General features: G+C 62.6%; 7 protein-coding genes. 4 read left to right on the forward strand and 3 right to left on the reverse strand.

Annotated elements, in window-relative coordinates; genetic code table 11:
- Positions 1 to 76: 76 nt before the first annotated feature.
- Entirely contained in the window at positions 77 to 4,186 is a 4,110-nt protein-coding gene (locus HMPREF2765_RS04460; protein WP_070604409.1) for a DEAD/DEAH box helicase, read from the forward strand.
- A 154-nt stretch (positions 4,187 to 4,340) separates the two neighbouring features.
- On the forward strand, positions 4,341 to 5,177 hold the full coding sequence (locus HMPREF2765_RS04465; protein ID WP_070604411.1) for an aldo/keto reductase: 837 nt from the start codon (positions 4,341 to 4,343) through the stop codon (positions 5,175 to 5,177).
- Positions 5,178 to 5,380: 203 nt separating this feature from the next.
- On the opposite strand, the gene HMPREF2765_RS04470 is transcribed toward HMPREF2765_RS04465, so the two are convergent.
- Positions 5,381 to 7,927, reverse strand: coding sequence for a helix-hairpin-helix domain-containing protein (locus HMPREF2765_RS04470; protein ID WP_210390883.1), 2,547 nt, complete (start codon positions 7,925 to 7,927; stop codon positions 5,381 to 5,383).
- A 410-nt stretch (positions 7,928 to 8,337) separates the two neighbouring features.
- On the opposite strand from HMPREF2765_RS04470, the gene HMPREF2765_RS04475 reads away from it, so the two are divergent.
- Complete coding sequence (locus tag HMPREF2765_RS04475; protein ID WP_070604413.1) at positions 8,338 to 9,927, forward strand: dehydrogenase; 1,590 nt, start codon at positions 8,338 to 8,340, stop codon at positions 9,925 to 9,927.
- A 182-nt stretch (positions 9,928 to 10,109) separates the two neighbouring features.
- On the opposite strand, the gene HMPREF2765_RS04480 is transcribed toward HMPREF2765_RS04475, so the two are convergent.
- Together HMPREF2765_RS04480 and HMPREF2765_RS04485 are read right to left on the reverse strand one after the other, a co-directional pair.
- Positions 10,110 to 11,585: an amino acid permease gene (locus tag HMPREF2765_RS04480; protein ID WP_070604415.1), complete on the reverse strand. Its 1,476-nt coding sequence runs from the start codon at positions 11,583 to 11,585 to the stop codon at positions 10,110 to 10,112.
- A gap of 440 nt (positions 11,586 to 12,025) precedes the next feature.
- Complete coding sequence (locus HMPREF2765_RS04485) at positions 12,026 to 13,507, reverse strand: amino acid permease (protein ID WP_049341472.1); 1,482 nt, start codon at positions 13,505 to 13,507, stop codon at positions 12,026 to 12,028.
- A 501-nt stretch (positions 13,508 to 14,008) separates the two neighbouring features.
- Between HMPREF2765_RS04485 and HMPREF2765_RS04490 the strand changes: the two genes are divergently transcribed.
- Complete coding sequence (locus HMPREF2765_RS04490; protein WP_070604416.1) at positions 14,009 to 14,407, forward strand: hypothetical protein; 399 nt, start codon at positions 14,009 to 14,011, stop codon at positions 14,405 to 14,407.
- The last annotated feature ends 236 nt before the right edge of the window (positions 14,408 to 14,643 follow it).

Consider the following 14,643-nt stretch of genomic DNA (forward strand, 5'->3'; position numbering starts at 1 on the left):
CGGAATACACCCCAAACCACCGCTCAATAGTCGCTCCAGCAGCCAGTCTGACAGCCAGCCCGGCAGCCGCCAGCAAATGACCGGCGACAAGGCGCAAGCCCGCACAATACGCGATAATGAGCTGGTGAGCGCCAACAACCCCTTCCCCGAAATTCCCGTCACCGTACCGCAGATCATTCGCCAGGCCGGGCACCGCACCTACCAGCGCGGCCTCGCCTACCAGCGCAACCGCGAAGTCATCCGCTACAGCTACGACGAAGACGAGCGCACCCTCACCGGGCTCGTCAACGGAAGCACCATCATCCCCTACGAAGTGACCGTTCGCTTCTTCCCCGCCGTCAGTGGCTCCGCAACATTCACCGCCCGCTGCACCTGCCCCGTGCTCACCGATTGCAAGCACGCCGTAGCGCTCATGCTCACTGCGCTCGACCGCGCCTCCGTAGCGAAAAAGGCACTCAGCGAACACCCCGGCCCCGTTGGCGTGCCCAATACTGGCTCTCATGGCGTAGCGGCGAAGAGCGCAGATGTTGCTGAGGCGAAGAAAGCCGCCGACCCGCTCGCGGCGCTACGCGCCTCCGGTGCACTCACCACCGCGGCGAACCTACCCGCACCTGACGCGGAGACTGCCGAGCCCGAAAACCCTCAGGAAAGCTTTGCGCTCAACGAGCTGGGCTCTTCCCCCAACGTGCTGGACGGTACCGCCTCCAAAATTTCTGCCTGGCGGCGCGACCTCTCCTCCGTCCTTTCCGCACGTCAGGACCTTGCGGGCATTGATTCGATGCGCGTGAGCGGTGCCCTGGATTTCTCACTGAGCGTCTCCGGCTCCTACGCGCGCGGCCGCAATATGCCCGGGGCAACCCCCAGCATTAACCTGCTCGCCCGCCCGCTCATGGCGTCCAAAACCGGGCGCTGGATCAAGGGCGGACTCAGCTGGGAAACCTTCGCCTCCAGCGTGGGCGGACCCGTCGGACGGCACGAAATCTACCCCGAACACGAACGATTCTTCGCCGAGCTCTACTCGATTGCCCGCCCCTGGCAGAACATGTATTCCTCGCACCGCGACTGGATTTCGATTAGCGCATCTGCCTCCACTCTGCTCTGGGATGTACTCGCCCGCGCGGAGGATATTGGCCTGCCCCTGCTGATCAACGGCCGCGAAGTGAACTACGCCGTGCTGAGCCCCGCACAGGTGCGCCTGCACGCCAGCGCTGAGAAGCACGCAGAAGGCGCCGGCCTGCAGCTTCAAGCCGCGCTCAGCTGGGAAGGACGCGAAGGCGAATTGCTGCGCCAGCTCTGGCTGCCCGCCGCGCACTGCCACCCCATCGGCACCCCGCGTACCGGCTTCTTTGCCCTGGGCGGGCTCGCCCAGCAGGAGTACGAGCAGGCGGCAAAGGCGGTGCACTGGAAGACCGCCCGCCCCGGTGCGCTGGATGAAGTGGGCCGTGAGTCTTTCGTGCAAAAGGACGCGCGGGAGGTGCCTGCTGAGTCCCCTACCCCGACCATCAACCCGGCGCAGAATAATCCGGCACAGGGTGAACGGGTGCGCTACTCCCCCGCCGTACCCGAACTGCCTGAGGGTGTGGAGCTGGCGCTCATCCCCCTGGTTGAGCCGCTCGATGCCGCCTCCGAATCGCTGATTAGCGCCGGAACCGTGCGTATTCCCGCCGCCGAGCGTGCCACCTTCCAGAAGGAGTACTTGCCCGCGCTCAGCCGCTCCATTCCTTCGCTGACCCCCGACCCGGCGCTGGCGCTGCCGCGCGTGAAGCCGCCGCATCTGGTGCTTGAAGTCAGCTTTGACGAGCAGGTTCGCCACGATGCGCAGCTGAGCTGGCATTGGGAGTACCCGCTGAACCCCTTCGCGGAGGAGGCGAGCGCGCAGGAGCCTGCGAGCGCATCCGATGTGCAGTCCCTGCCCGTTTTCGGCTACCCCGGCGAAGAGGGCGGCGAGGTGCGTGATGAACGTTTTGAGGCGCGCGTACTGCGTTCGGTGCGCGCGATTCTTGCCGCCCATCCGGCGCTTTCCGGGTTGGAGGAGCGCCGCATTGAGGGGTGGGAAACCCGCGAGCTGCTGAGTTCGATTCTGCCGAAGCTTCGCCGTGTTTCCGCTGTTCAGGTGCGTTTTAACGGCACCCCGCCGGAGTTCGTGGAGGCAACCGACGCGCTTATTGAAATCACCGTGAGCGAGGGCAATTCTCGTGACTGGTTCGGCCTGGGCATTGCGGTGAAGGTCAATAATTGGACCGTGCCGTTCGCCCAGATTTTTGAGGCGCTCGACCGCGGGGCGGACCGTATTCTGCTCGGTAACGGCACCTATTTCTCGCTGCGTCGACCCGAGTTTAAGACCCTGCGCACCCTCATCGCGGAGGCTCGCGAACTCGACGATGCGGGCGGCGAGCTGCGCATTAACCGTCACCAGGCGGGGCTGTTCTCTGAGCTGGAGTCACTGGCGGCGAGCGTGCATACGACCGCACGCTGGGATGCTCAGGTGCGTTCGCTACTGGAGCTGGTTGAGGGACTGGAGGATGCCGAGGAAAGCACCGAAGAGAACTCTGAAAAGGGCACTGAAAAAGCACTCGACAAGGGCACTCAGGGGTTCCCCTCACCTCAGAAGGCATCCCGTCGGGTTATCGCTCAGCGCCCGGTACCCACCGGCCTGCAGGCAACCCTGCGCCCCTACCAGGTGGAAGGTTTCCAGTGGCTGTCGTTCCTGTATGAGCAGCGTCTGGGCGGTATTCTCGCCGACGATATGGGTCTGGGTAAGACCGTGCAGGCTCTCGCCCTGCTCGCCCACGCGATCGAGGAGCATCGTGCTGCCTCCGAACGTGCTGCCGAGCGCGGTGAGAGCGTCGAGCCGTTCGCGCCCTTCCTCGTGGTTGCGCCGACCTCCGTGATTACCAACTGGGCGGCGGAGGCGGAACGTTTCCTGCCCGAGGCGAAGGTCGTGACCATTACCGAAACCACCGCCGGTAAGACCCCGCTGGCTGAGCGCATCGCCGGGGCTCACCTGGTGCTGACCAGCTACACACTGCTGCGCATGGACGAGGACGCCTACACCGGCTACGCCCGCACGCTAGGCCGTACCGTTGACGAATTCATGGGCGAGCAGTCCGCCCCCGAAGGCTGGGGTGCGCTCCTGCTGGACGAGGCGCAATTCGTCAAAAACACCGGCACCCGCGCCTGGTCCATCTCCCGCGCAATGCCCGCACGCACCAAGATTGCGATGACCGGCACGCCCATTGAGAACAACCTCATGGAGCTGTGGGCGTTGCTGGCGATTGTGGCGGACGGTCTGTTCCCTTCCGCCCGTGCGTTCCGTGACTTGTACGCTCGCCCGGCGGAATCCGGCGAGGACCCGGCGCACGCCGCGGCGACGGCTGCTCGTCTGCGCCGGCGCATCCGCCCGCTCATGCTGCGCCGCACCAAGGAGCTGGTGGCGGCGGAGCTTCCGGCGAAGAACGATACGCGCGTGAACCTGCCGCTGGCTCCCGGTCACCGCCGCATCTATGACACGCATCTGCAGCGTGAACGCCAGAAGGTGCTGGGTCTGCTGGAGGATATGGACAAGAACCGATTCACGATTTTCCAGTCGCTGACCCTGCTGCGCCGTCTGGCGCTTGATGCCGCGCTGATTGATCCGGAAGCTTACGCCGGGGTGTCGTCGGTCAAGCGCGACTACCTGGTTCAGCAGCTACCCGATCTGCTCGAGAAGGGCCACCGAGTGCTGGTGTTCAGCCAGTTCACCGGCTACCTCAAGAGCATTTCGGCACGCCTGGCTAAGGAGGGCATCGGTCACCTGTACCTGGACGGTTCTACCCGCAACCGTGCCGAGGTCATCGAGGCGTTCCGCGCCGGGGCCGCGCCGGTGTTCCTGATTTCGCTCAAGGCCGGCGGTTTCGGTCTGAACCTGACCGAGGCGGACCACGTGTTCATCATGGATCCGTGGTGGAACCCGGCCGCCGAGCAGCAGGCCGTGGACCGTATTCACCGCATCGGCCAGGAGCGGGAGGTGCACGTGTACCGGCTGGTCGCCGAGGGCACGATCGAGGAGAAGGTCATGCAGCTGAAGGCCTCGAAGGCCGCGCTCTTCGATGCGGTGGTCGGCGAGGGCGAGTTCGCCTCCGCGGCGGTCACGGCCGAGGACGTGCGCGAGCTCTTCGCGCTGCCGGAGGAGAAGGACGCGAGATAGCGGCCCCTCTCCCCCGCCGCGACTCGTCATGATTCTTCGCATCGTTAAGCTCGAGGCACAACCGGCTCGTCTTCGCCTCGGCCGCGGGCGTAGCATAGAGAACCAATGAACCCCGCGGAGGCCTCGCCTCCCCCGCAGAAAACGAAGGAGCATCATGAGCTACAACGTACCGAACGTAACGTTCAACGACGGCCGATCCATTCCGCAGCTGGGCTACGGCGTATGGCAGATTGAGGACGAGGTCGCCGAGAAGATTGTGAGCACCGCCCTGGAGATCGGCTACCGCCACATCGACACCGCCGCTAGCTACGGCAACGAGGCGGGCGTGGGCCGCGCTATCGCTAACTCTGACGTGCCTCGCGAAGATATCTTCCTCACCACCAAGCTGTGGAACTCTGACCAGGGTTACGAGAGCGCTTTCGAGGCATTCGAGGCTTCCCTGGAGAAGCTGGGTACCGACTACGTTGACCTGTACCTGATTCACTGGGCTAAGCCGCAGCAGGGCCTGTACCTGGATTCTTGGCGTGCGCTGATTGAGCTGCAGAAGCAGGGTAAGGTCCGCTCGATTGGTGTTTCGAACTTCCCCGAGGAGCAGCTGCGCGAGATTATCGAGGAGACCGGCGTGGTTCCGGTCATCCACCAGGTTGAGCTACACCCCTACTTCTCGCAGGAGGCGCTGCGCGCCGTTCACGCCGAGTACGGCATCGCGACTCAGGCATGGAGCCCGCTGGGCAACGGTAGCGATCTGCTGCAGAACCCCGTGCTGGCTGAGATTGCGGAGCGCCACGGCGCAACCCCCGCGCAGGTCGTGCTGGCATGGCACCTGGCTAAGGGCACCGTGGCTATCCCGAAGTCCGCGACCCCCTCCCGCATTGAGGAGAACCTGGCGTCGGTGAACGTGAAGCTGACCGCCGAGGACATCGCGGCTGTGGATGCGCTGTCCAGCCCCGAGGGTCGTATTGGCGCTGACCCGGCGAACATTGATTTCTAAGCTGGAGCGTAGAGTCCCGCGTCTAGGGGCTTGAAGCTAGGCAGAGTAAAGCCCCGACAGGCACAGATAGTGCTTGTCGGGGCTTTATTGCGTTCTCAGGGTTGACGCTCTCAGGGGCAAGTTTTTAGCGAACGCTCGTTCTCGGATTGGATGGTTTTTGTAGAGCTATCCTTAGCGAGCGCTCCGCAGCTTATCTTTCACCGCTAGTTCTCGTCCTCCACCAGCAGGGAGAGGGAGATGCGGCGGCGCGCCGGGTCAACCTCCACCACGCGCACCTGCACGATGTCGCCACTGCGCACAATATCGTGCGGGTTCGCCACGTAGCCGCGGCTCATCTGCGAGATGTGCACGAGGCCGTCCTGGTGCACACCAATATCCACGAACGCGCCGAATGCCGCCACGTTCGAGACGGTACCTTCGAGCACCATGCCGGGGCGCACGTCCTCGAAGTGCGAGACGGACTCGGAGAAGCGGGCGGTGCGGAAGCTACCGCGCGGGTCCAGGCCGGGGCGGCGCAGCTCGGCGAAGATGTCTTCGACCGTGTACACACCGGCGGTGGCTTCCACACTCTCCAGCACGTGGCTGTCCTGTTCGTGACTATCCTGCACGTAGTCGGCGGGATTCAACCCGGCAAGCGGGTCGGTTCCATCCGAGGTACTCAGGGCGCCAGCAACCCAGTGGGCGCCGTTGCGCGCCTGCGCGTCGGCAATAATGCGGCGCGCGAGCGGGTACGCTTCCGGGTGCACGGCGGAGGCATCCAGCGGCTCCTCACCGCCGCGGATGCGAATAAATCCTGCCGCCTGGCGGAAGGTTTTCGCGCCCAGTCGCGGCACGTTCAGCAGCTGCTGACGGTTCGCGAAGGGGCCGTGTTCGGTGCGGTAGGCGACGATGCGTTCGGCGGTTGCGGTACCCACGCCCGCCACGTGCGCGAGCAGCTGCACGGAGGCGCTGTTGAGGTTCACGCCCACGGCGTTCACGCAGTCTTCGACGGTGTCGTTGAGGGCGCGGCGCAGGGCGGCGGGCGGCACGTCGTGCTGGTACTGACCCACGCCGATAGACTGCGGGTCGATTTTGACGAGCTCGGCGAGCGGGTCCTGCAGGCGGCGGGCAATGGAGACGGCGCCTCGTACGGTCACGTCGTAGTCGGGCAGCTCGGCGGCGGCGAGGGCGGATGCGGAGTAGACGGAGGCACCCGCCTCCGAGACGGTCACCTTCTGGGGTGCTTCTGCGCCTTCCTCGCGCAGGGTGCGGATCAGTTCGCTGGCGAGCTTGTCGGTTTCGCGGCTTGCGGTGCCGTTGCCGATGGCGATAAGTTCCACGCCGTGCTCACGGCAGGCGGCGGCGAGCTCGCGCAGTGCTTCTGCCCACTGGTTACGCGGGGCGTGCGGGTAGACGGTGCCCACGCGCAGCGGCTCACCGGTACCGTCGACTACGGCGTATTTCACGCCGTGGCGCAGGCCCGGGTCCAGGCCGAGGGTGGTCTTGTGTCCGGCGGGTGCGGCGAGCAGAATATCGCGCAGGTTGGAGGCGAACACCTCGGTCGCGTGCTGTGCGGCGGCATTGAGTAGCTGGTGGCGGATGCGTTCGGCAAGGCGCGGGCGCAGGTGGCTGCGCCAGGCGGTGCGCACGGTGGCGGCGAGCCAGCCGAGTACGCGGTCTTCGTCGTCGACGGTGTTGAGCACCTGCACGGGGATGCGTAGCGCGGCGGCCACCTCACGCTCGTATGTAGAACGTACGTTCTCGTAGTTTTCGGCTGCGGCCTCGGCCTCGACGCGGGCGGCACCGCGCAGGCGGCTGAGCGGTGCGGGGGCGGGTGCCACGTCCACCTTCAGGCGCACCACGCCGGCATCCTTGGCGCGGTGCAGGGCCAGCACGCGGTGCGGCGGGATGGAGCGAATACGGTCCGAGAAGGCGAAATAGTCCGAGAACTTTGCGCCGTCGCTTTCGTGCCCGGCAATGACCCGGGATTCGATGACGCCCTGCTCGCGCAGGCGGGTCAAGAGCTTCTCGCCGAGCACCGGGTCGGTGAGGGCGCGGTCAATCAGGATCGCGCGGGCGCCGTCGAGAGCCTCTTCTGCACTGTGAATCTGCAGGGCTTCGTCTGCCTCCGCAGCCTCAATACCCTCATCCTCGTCGTCTTCGGTGCCATCGGTAATGTACGCGGCGGCGATGGCGTGCGCCTCGGCGAGGGGCACCTCCAGCAGGTCTTCGACGAGGGAATCAAGTCCGGCGGCACGCGCCATCTGGGCGCGGGTCACGCGCTCGCTGCGGTACGGGGCGTAGATGGCGTTCACGTCTGCGATAGTGGCGGCGTTCATGAGCGAGGAACGCAGCTGTAGCAGGGTGAGCGGGTCGATGAGGCCTTCGTCGGCGCGTTCGGTGAGCGCTTCGAGCACGCGGTTGCGGCGCTCTTCGAGGGCGCGGAGCTGGCCCAGGCGCGCCTGGATGGTGCGCAGCTGGGTGTCGGTGAGTGCGCCCGTTGCTTCTTTGCGGTAGCGGGCGATGAAGGGTACGGAGTTGTCGGCGTCAAGCAGCGCCACGGCTGCGCGGATGCGGTGCGGCGCAATGCCGGTTTCTACGGCGAGCGCGTTAATGAGGTGCTCGGCGGGCTGCTCAGCTGTGCCGCCGGTTTCGTGTTTTTCGCGGTGTGCGGCGCTGCTGGGTTCGTTGCCGGCGGCGCTACTAGGCGCGGGGTCTGCAGCTCGATCCGCGCGCGGGCGGATGCTGCTCGGGAGGGGGTGTTCGCTCATCCTTCCAGTTTCGCATATTTCGCCGCGGCTCATGGGTTGAGCGGTGGTGCTGAGGATAGAGTCAGCGCGGGGCGTATTTTGCTCGCCTGTGCGGGTGCGGGTAAGCGTATTTTCTATCGCATCTTCTAGTGCAGATTACGAGTCTTTACGCACATTTTGCCCTGTGGGTGCGCTAAACATTGTCATCTTTCCGTAAGAAACCGTGTTAGGGGTTCACGTATTTGAATAGTGCTTAGTTTCAGCGATAAATTTAGATAAAAGAGCATATTTTTTGAAAAATATCGCTTATTCATGCAGATAAGGGGTGGCCTCACACCACGCAAACGCCCTTGTCTGCGTGCACACATTCAGGGTTTCGGCGGCACGGTACGACATGGTGCCGCCACATCCCGCAGATGAAAGAGGGACCCATGCGCGAACAAGCCGCGCTATTAAACGCGCCGGAGGGCTACTTAGATTTTCACGACGAGTACGCGGAACTCATCGCCGAACTCGCCGCGCTGGGGTTCACCCCTACCCAGGTTCTCCGCCGCCTCAATTTTCTGTACCCGCACATCAACAAGAAGCACCTGAACTATGCGCTGGACTCCGGCATCTGGCAGTTTGGCCCGGTCACGGCAGACGCCCCGAGCTACACGGTACTCGCATGCGGCCTCTGGTACGTTTTCGCGGAAGCCTACGATTTGCCTCCGGAGCCCGAGTACACGGCGCTGATTCTTGATTGCGATATTATTCACGACCTGCCGCCCGCGCTGGAGGCACGCCACTTCAGCAATGAAGACATTGCGCACGTTCTGGCGAAGATTGGCGCAACGCTTAAGTACCTTGCCGCACACCCCTACTCCCAGCTGGAGGAAGAAGCCTACGCGCAGACCCTCGAGGACATCCGGCTGCGCGGCTTGGAAGAAATCGGCACCGAGGGCGGTAGCCTGTACACCCTGCTTGCCGCCAGCATGGAGGGCGAATCGGCGTGGCCTGCCCCCGCACAGACGGTTAACGACTACCTCGGTGACGGCGACTGGTTCCTGGGTATGCTCCGCACCGGCATCTACCCGGCGGAGGCGCTCGAGAACGAGTGGTATATCGACGCCGCGGCAGTACCCGAGGATTTTGCACCGAAGACTCTGAGCCTGTTTTTGAGCTATTGTGCCCGCTACGACCGCGAGCCGACGGCGCTGAACTACGGCTACTGGTCTACCATTCCCACGCTCATTGAGCAGGTGCCGCCCCTGGGCGCGGTACGCGCCAAGTTCGGCTCATGGCAGACGACCCTGCACCGCGGACGCACGCAGATTGCCCGCGAGCTGCGCCTGTGGACGAAGAACGAAGCAAACGCAGCTGCCGCTGAGGCGAACGCCGCTGAGGAGCTTGAGCTCCTCGACGCTGAGCTAACTAACGCTGACGCTGAGCTGGCTAACGCGGAGCTCACCGAAGCAGAACTAGCAGAGTTGAATACCCCGGACGGCTCCCCTGCGGACACTCCCGCGGAACCGGCAGAACAGGCAGAACCCGCGCGTCTGAGCGCCCGCGAACTCACCGAGCAGGGCATCGGCGTGGTGCAGACCGCCCACACCGACCTGGCGGCGTACCATCGCACCCAGTGGGAGCAGACGGTGGAAGTCTTCGGTGAACGCCTCGCGCAGCTTGCCTGGAACCGCCGCCTGAGCACCTACTACTTCTTCGACGGAGCCTGCCTGGAAGATGCCGACCCGACCCCCGTGGTGACGGTTTTCCGCTCCCCCACCGGTTTCCTCTGCGAGCTTGAACCCACCGTCGAGGCGCTGCCCGCCTTCGACCCGGAGTTCCTACAGGAGCACGGCTGGAGGCACCCGGTACCGGTGCATGCGCTGTGGAACCTGCACGCGCTCGACCCGCTGGAGGCAGCTGCCGCCGTCATTGAGGCGATGCGTTCCGGTTGCGGTTGTGAACGCTGGGATTTCTACCGCACCGATGACGACAACGACCCGCTTGCCGAAGAGGCTGAGGTGGCGCCTCTCTAAGCGCCCACTCCCGTGAGCCTCTCGGGTTCATCTCTAGAGCCTCTCGGATTCATCCCTGGAGATAGCGAAAGCCCGCGTCCCCCACTCCCAATGAGGAGCAGGTGACGCGGGCTTTATGCATGCGCTGATAGCCGGTACCGAGATAACCGGCACCGATAGCCAGCGTGGCTTAGCGCAGGTGCTTAGCGTGCCGAGAAAATCTCGGACGCCTCCACAATCGCAATCTGCGCGGTGCGGGTCGAGATTGCCTCGTGGCGGCGGGCATCAGCGCGGCGCTTGAAGACCCAGCCGATACCCAGAATCACGAACCAGACGGGCATCGCGAGCAGACCCATGAGAGTTTCCTCGTTCATGGTCAGCACACCAATGGTGAAAGCGAAGAACGCCAGAGCCAGCCACGCGGAGAAACGGCCGCCGGGCAGACGGAACTTCGACTTCTTGTGGCGCGAGGGGAACTTCTTGCGATACATCAGGTAGCTGACCATAATCATGGCCCACGCAAAAATCACGAGCACCGCAGCCACGGTGGTGACCAGGTTGAACGCACGAGAGATCGAGTCACCCGCGTAGAGCAGCACAATCGAGGACAGCAGCATCACGGCGGAGAGGAACAGCGCGTTATGCGGCACGCCATTCTTGGAAATCTTGCCCAGGAACTGCGGTGCACTGCGCTCGCGTGCCAGGCCGAATGCCATACGCGAGGTGGAGAAGATACCGGAGTTCGCCGAGGAGGTCGCGCTGGTAATCACCACGAAGTTGATGATATGCGCGGCGATGCCCAGGCCCGCCAGAGTGAACATGGCGACGAAGGGACTCTTATCGGGGCTGACCAGGCGCCAGGGGGTGACCATCAGGATGACGGCGAGCGCGCCCACGTAGAAGACCATAATACGTACCGGCACGGCGTTAATTGCCTTGGGCAGGGTCTTTTCGGGGTCCTGGGTTTCTGCGGCGGTGGTACCGACGAGCTCGGAACCCATGAACGCGAAGACGGCAATCTGGAATGCACCGAGGAAGCCAATCAGGTGGTTGGGGAACATTCCGCCGTCGTTCCAGAGGTTTGCGACGGATGCCTGCGCACCACTGGGCGAGGTGAAGCCGACGGCGATCATGCCGCCGCCAACGATAATCAGGGCGACGATGGCGACAATCTTAATCATGGAGAACCAGAATTCGATTTCTCCGAAGTTCTTCACGGAGACCAGGTTCAGGGTCAGCAGCACGCCGATGACGGCGAGCGCCGGGATCCATGGCTGCAGGTCGGGCCACCACATGTGCAGGTAGCCGACGATTGCGATGATGTCCGCGACGGCGGTAACCACCCACATGAACCAGTAGGACCAGCCGAGGAAGAAGCCCGCCATGGGGCCGACAAGGTCGGTGGTGAAGTCAGAGAAGGACTTGTACCTCAGGTTGGAGAGCAGAATCTCGCCCATAGCTCGCAGCACCAGGAAGATGACGGCGCCGATGAGCATGTACACGAAAATAACTGAGGGACCCGCCATGGAGATAGCGCGGCCGGAGCCCATGAACAGGCCGGTACCGATGGCACCGCCGATTGCGATGAGCTGGATGTGGCGGTTGCTTAGACCGCGGTGCAGTCGCTCTCCCTGTTCGGGAGCTTTAGGATTCAGGCTGACGTTGTTCTGTTCAGTCACGACGTCCTCTTTTCAGCGGTTGTACCCCGTACCGCATGTGCCTTTGCTGGATAACAACTGTCATATCGCAGCAGACAGAATCTCTGTATGAATATGCGGCTAGTTGCTTTGCGGGGCGGCCCCGGATTTCGGGGCGTGACTGGGGCTCTACCAGTTACCGCGCTGTGTTCGGAAGTGTCACGCTATCGACCAACGCGGAGTTTTTCTGGGAGCTCTCACAGCTACTTGGATAGTTATTCTACAGGTGTTCAGGGTGCAAGAACATGCTTTGACACGAAAAAAGTGACTTATATCTATAATTTGCATCATATTAAGTGGTGCAAAAAATGCCGCTCAGCATCCGATCAAGGGGCACAAGAAAGCCCCGTTTCCGCATCCAAAAGAATGCAGAAACGGGGCTTACCAACAGTGCCGCAGAAACACTGCAGAAAGAGCAGAAACTACTTCTGACCAGCCTCGTCAGCGGTGTTTTCAGAAGCCACCACGCGTGCACGCTTCGCCGCATGACGGCGAGTCAGAATCTCGTAGCCAATAGCCAGAGCAATGAACCAGACGGGAGTCAGAGCCAAACCAACAGCGGTATCCGGGTACAGGCTCAGGGCGTAAACCATCACAGCAAAGAAGACCAGACCAAACCAGCTCATACCGATACCCCAGGGCATCTTATACTCGGACGCTTCGTGGCGCTCCGGGAACTTCTTGCGGTACACCAGGTACGCAATCAGGATCATGCTCCAGGTGAAGATACCCATCATCGACGCCACCGAGGTCACCACGGTGAACGCCTCCATAATGCCGCTACCGGCGTACAGCATGACCAGACTAAACAGCAGCATCACGGTGGTCAGGTACAGGGCGTTGGCGGGCACACCGTTCTTGGTGAGCTTACCCAGTGCGGAGGGGGCGGCACCGTCATGCGCCAGACCGTAGACCATGCGGGAGGTCGAGAAAATACCGGAGTTCGCCGAAGATGCCGCGGAGGTCAGCACCACGAAGTTCACCAGGGAGGCGGCAACACCAATGCCAGCCAGGGAGAACATACCCACGAAGGGGCTCATGGACTTGTCCAGCTTGTCCCAGGGGGTGACGGCGAGGATGGTCAACAGCGGCAGGGCGTAGAAGAGACCAATGCGGAAGGGCACCGCGTTAATTGCCTTGGGCAGGGTACGTTCGGGATGTTTGGTTTCCGCCACGGCGGTGCCGACCAGCTCAGCACCCACGAATGCGAAGAGCGCAATCTGGAAGGCGCCCAGGAAGCCAGTCACACCCTGGGTGAAAATACCGCTACCGGAGGGACCGGGGTGATCCCAGAGATTCGCTACGGAGGCGACGGTACCGTCGGGCGCAGTGAAGCTGAAGGCAACCATGAGCGCACCCACCACAATGAGCAACACAATGGCGACGATTTTAATGACGGCGAACCAGAATTCGATTTCGCCGAAGTTCTTCACCGAGGGCAGGTTCAGTAGCAGTAGCGCCACAATAACGGTCAGCGCCGGGGCGAAGGCGGGAATATCCGGCCACCAGTATTTGACGTAGCCGGTAATGGCGATAACATCCGCGATGCCGGTGACCACCCAGAAGAACCAGTACGACCAGCCGACGAAGAACCCGGCGCGAAGGCCGAGAATGTCGGTAATGAAGTCAGTGAAGGACTTGTACTTGGGGTTGGAGAGCAGAATCTCACCCATGGCGCGCAGCACGAAGTAGATGACGCTACCGATAATTGCGTAGACGAAGACGATGGAGGGGCCGGTCAGCGCAATAGTCTTTGCCGAGCCGAGGAAGAGGCCGGTACCGATGGCGCCGCCAATTGCAATCAGTTGGATGTGCCGGTAACTAAGTCCACGCTGGAGCTTGGAGTGCTCTGCTTCGGAGTCTAGGCCGGTGACGGAGTTATGCGGCGTTGGCTGCTGTGTCACGTATTCCTCTTTCCTGCGTCGATTCGCCCTAAAATTCACTCGGGGGCGAGTCCGGGTGGCTGGTATTCATACATAATCCTGAACGGCGCGCCAGGAGGCGGTTCCCGCGCTTCCCGAGCCGGCGCGGTGCGCTTGGGCTTGTGGGCTCCGATTTCGCGGGGCTTCCGATTTCTTGCATCGCCGATAAAAGGTTATGCAGAGAATGCATAATTTCAAATTTTACCCCCTCATACCCACACAAGTACAAGGAATACAACATCACCAGATTTTTGAGACGGGGCGATTGAGACGGGACGAGCCTGTGGCATCCCTCAGCCTTCACCCGAAACACGCCCCGTATCACCCTTAGATCACACCCCTTCTCTGCAGGCTTCTGCCGGGTTTTCAAAAAATATTTAGAAACTTTACGTGTAAAACTTTACACGGCGAGAAACCGGGTCTAGAGTAGAAACCGTTCAACAAAAACCTAACCAACCAACTACAGAACAGAAGGACAACATCATGAGCAAGTTCTCCAACGCAGTACTGCGACTCACCGCCGGCGCACTCATCCTCGACGCAGGCGTCAAGAAGCTCAAGGCAGACGAAGGCACCTACGCCTTCCTGCAGCAGATGGCGGCAACCGGTGTTCCCGCAGTCTCCAAGCTGGACGCAGCAACCTTCGGTAAGCTCATCTCCGGCGCAGAGACCGCACTCGGCGCAACCCTGCTGACCCCCTTCGTCCCCTCCCGCCTGGCGGGTGCAGGCCTGACCGCATTCGCGGCAAACCTGATGACCATGTACTTCCGCAACCCGGACATGCACGACGAGTACTTCCGCCCCACCCAGGACGGCCAGCAGCTCGCAAACAACATCGTGATGCTCGGCGCGGGTCTGGCGCTGCTGGGCTCCAAGAAGTAAGCCCCACACGCTAACTCACTCAGACGACCTCACGAAAGTGCGGCGGGAACAGTATTCGTTCCCGCCGCACTTTTGCGTGCCTGCTGAAGTTCTATGCGCACCGAATTTCTATGCGCGCCGATTTTCTATGCCTCGCAGACCGCGCACGCTCCCTACCCCGCGCCCGGTTAGCTCAGCGTCACGCCAGCCCCGCACGCCGCGAAACCGCACGGTATAGCGGCGCTACGCTATTCTTT

Origin of the sequence: Rothia sp. HMSC062H08, from assembly GCF_001810775.1 — a bacterium.
Taxonomy (GTDB): Bacteria; Actinomycetota; Actinomycetes; order Actinomycetales; family Micrococcaceae; genus Rothia.

Bases quoted from the DNA above. Each gene is read 5' to 3' on its own strand.
- HMPREF2765_RS04470 (WP_210390883.1), bottom strand. From the start codon at position 7,927: ATGAGCGAACACCCCCTCCCGAGCAGCATCCGCCCGCGCGCGGATCGA.
- HMPREF2765_RS04465 (WP_070604411.1), top strand. From the start codon at position 4,341: ATGAGCTACAACGTACCGAACGTAACGTTCAACGACGGCCGATCCATT.
- HMPREF2765_RS04490 (WP_070604416.1), top strand. From the start codon at position 14,009: ATGAGCAAGTTCTCCAACGCAGTACTGCGACTCACCGCCGGCGCACTC.
- HMPREF2765_RS04475 (WP_070604413.1), top strand. From the start codon at position 8,338: ATGCGCGAACAAGCCGCGCTATTAAACGCGCCGGAGGGCTACTTAGAT.
- HMPREF2765_RS04460 (WP_070604409.1), top strand. From the start codon at position 77: ATGACCGGCGACAAGGCGCAAGCCCGCACAATACGCGATAATGAGCTG.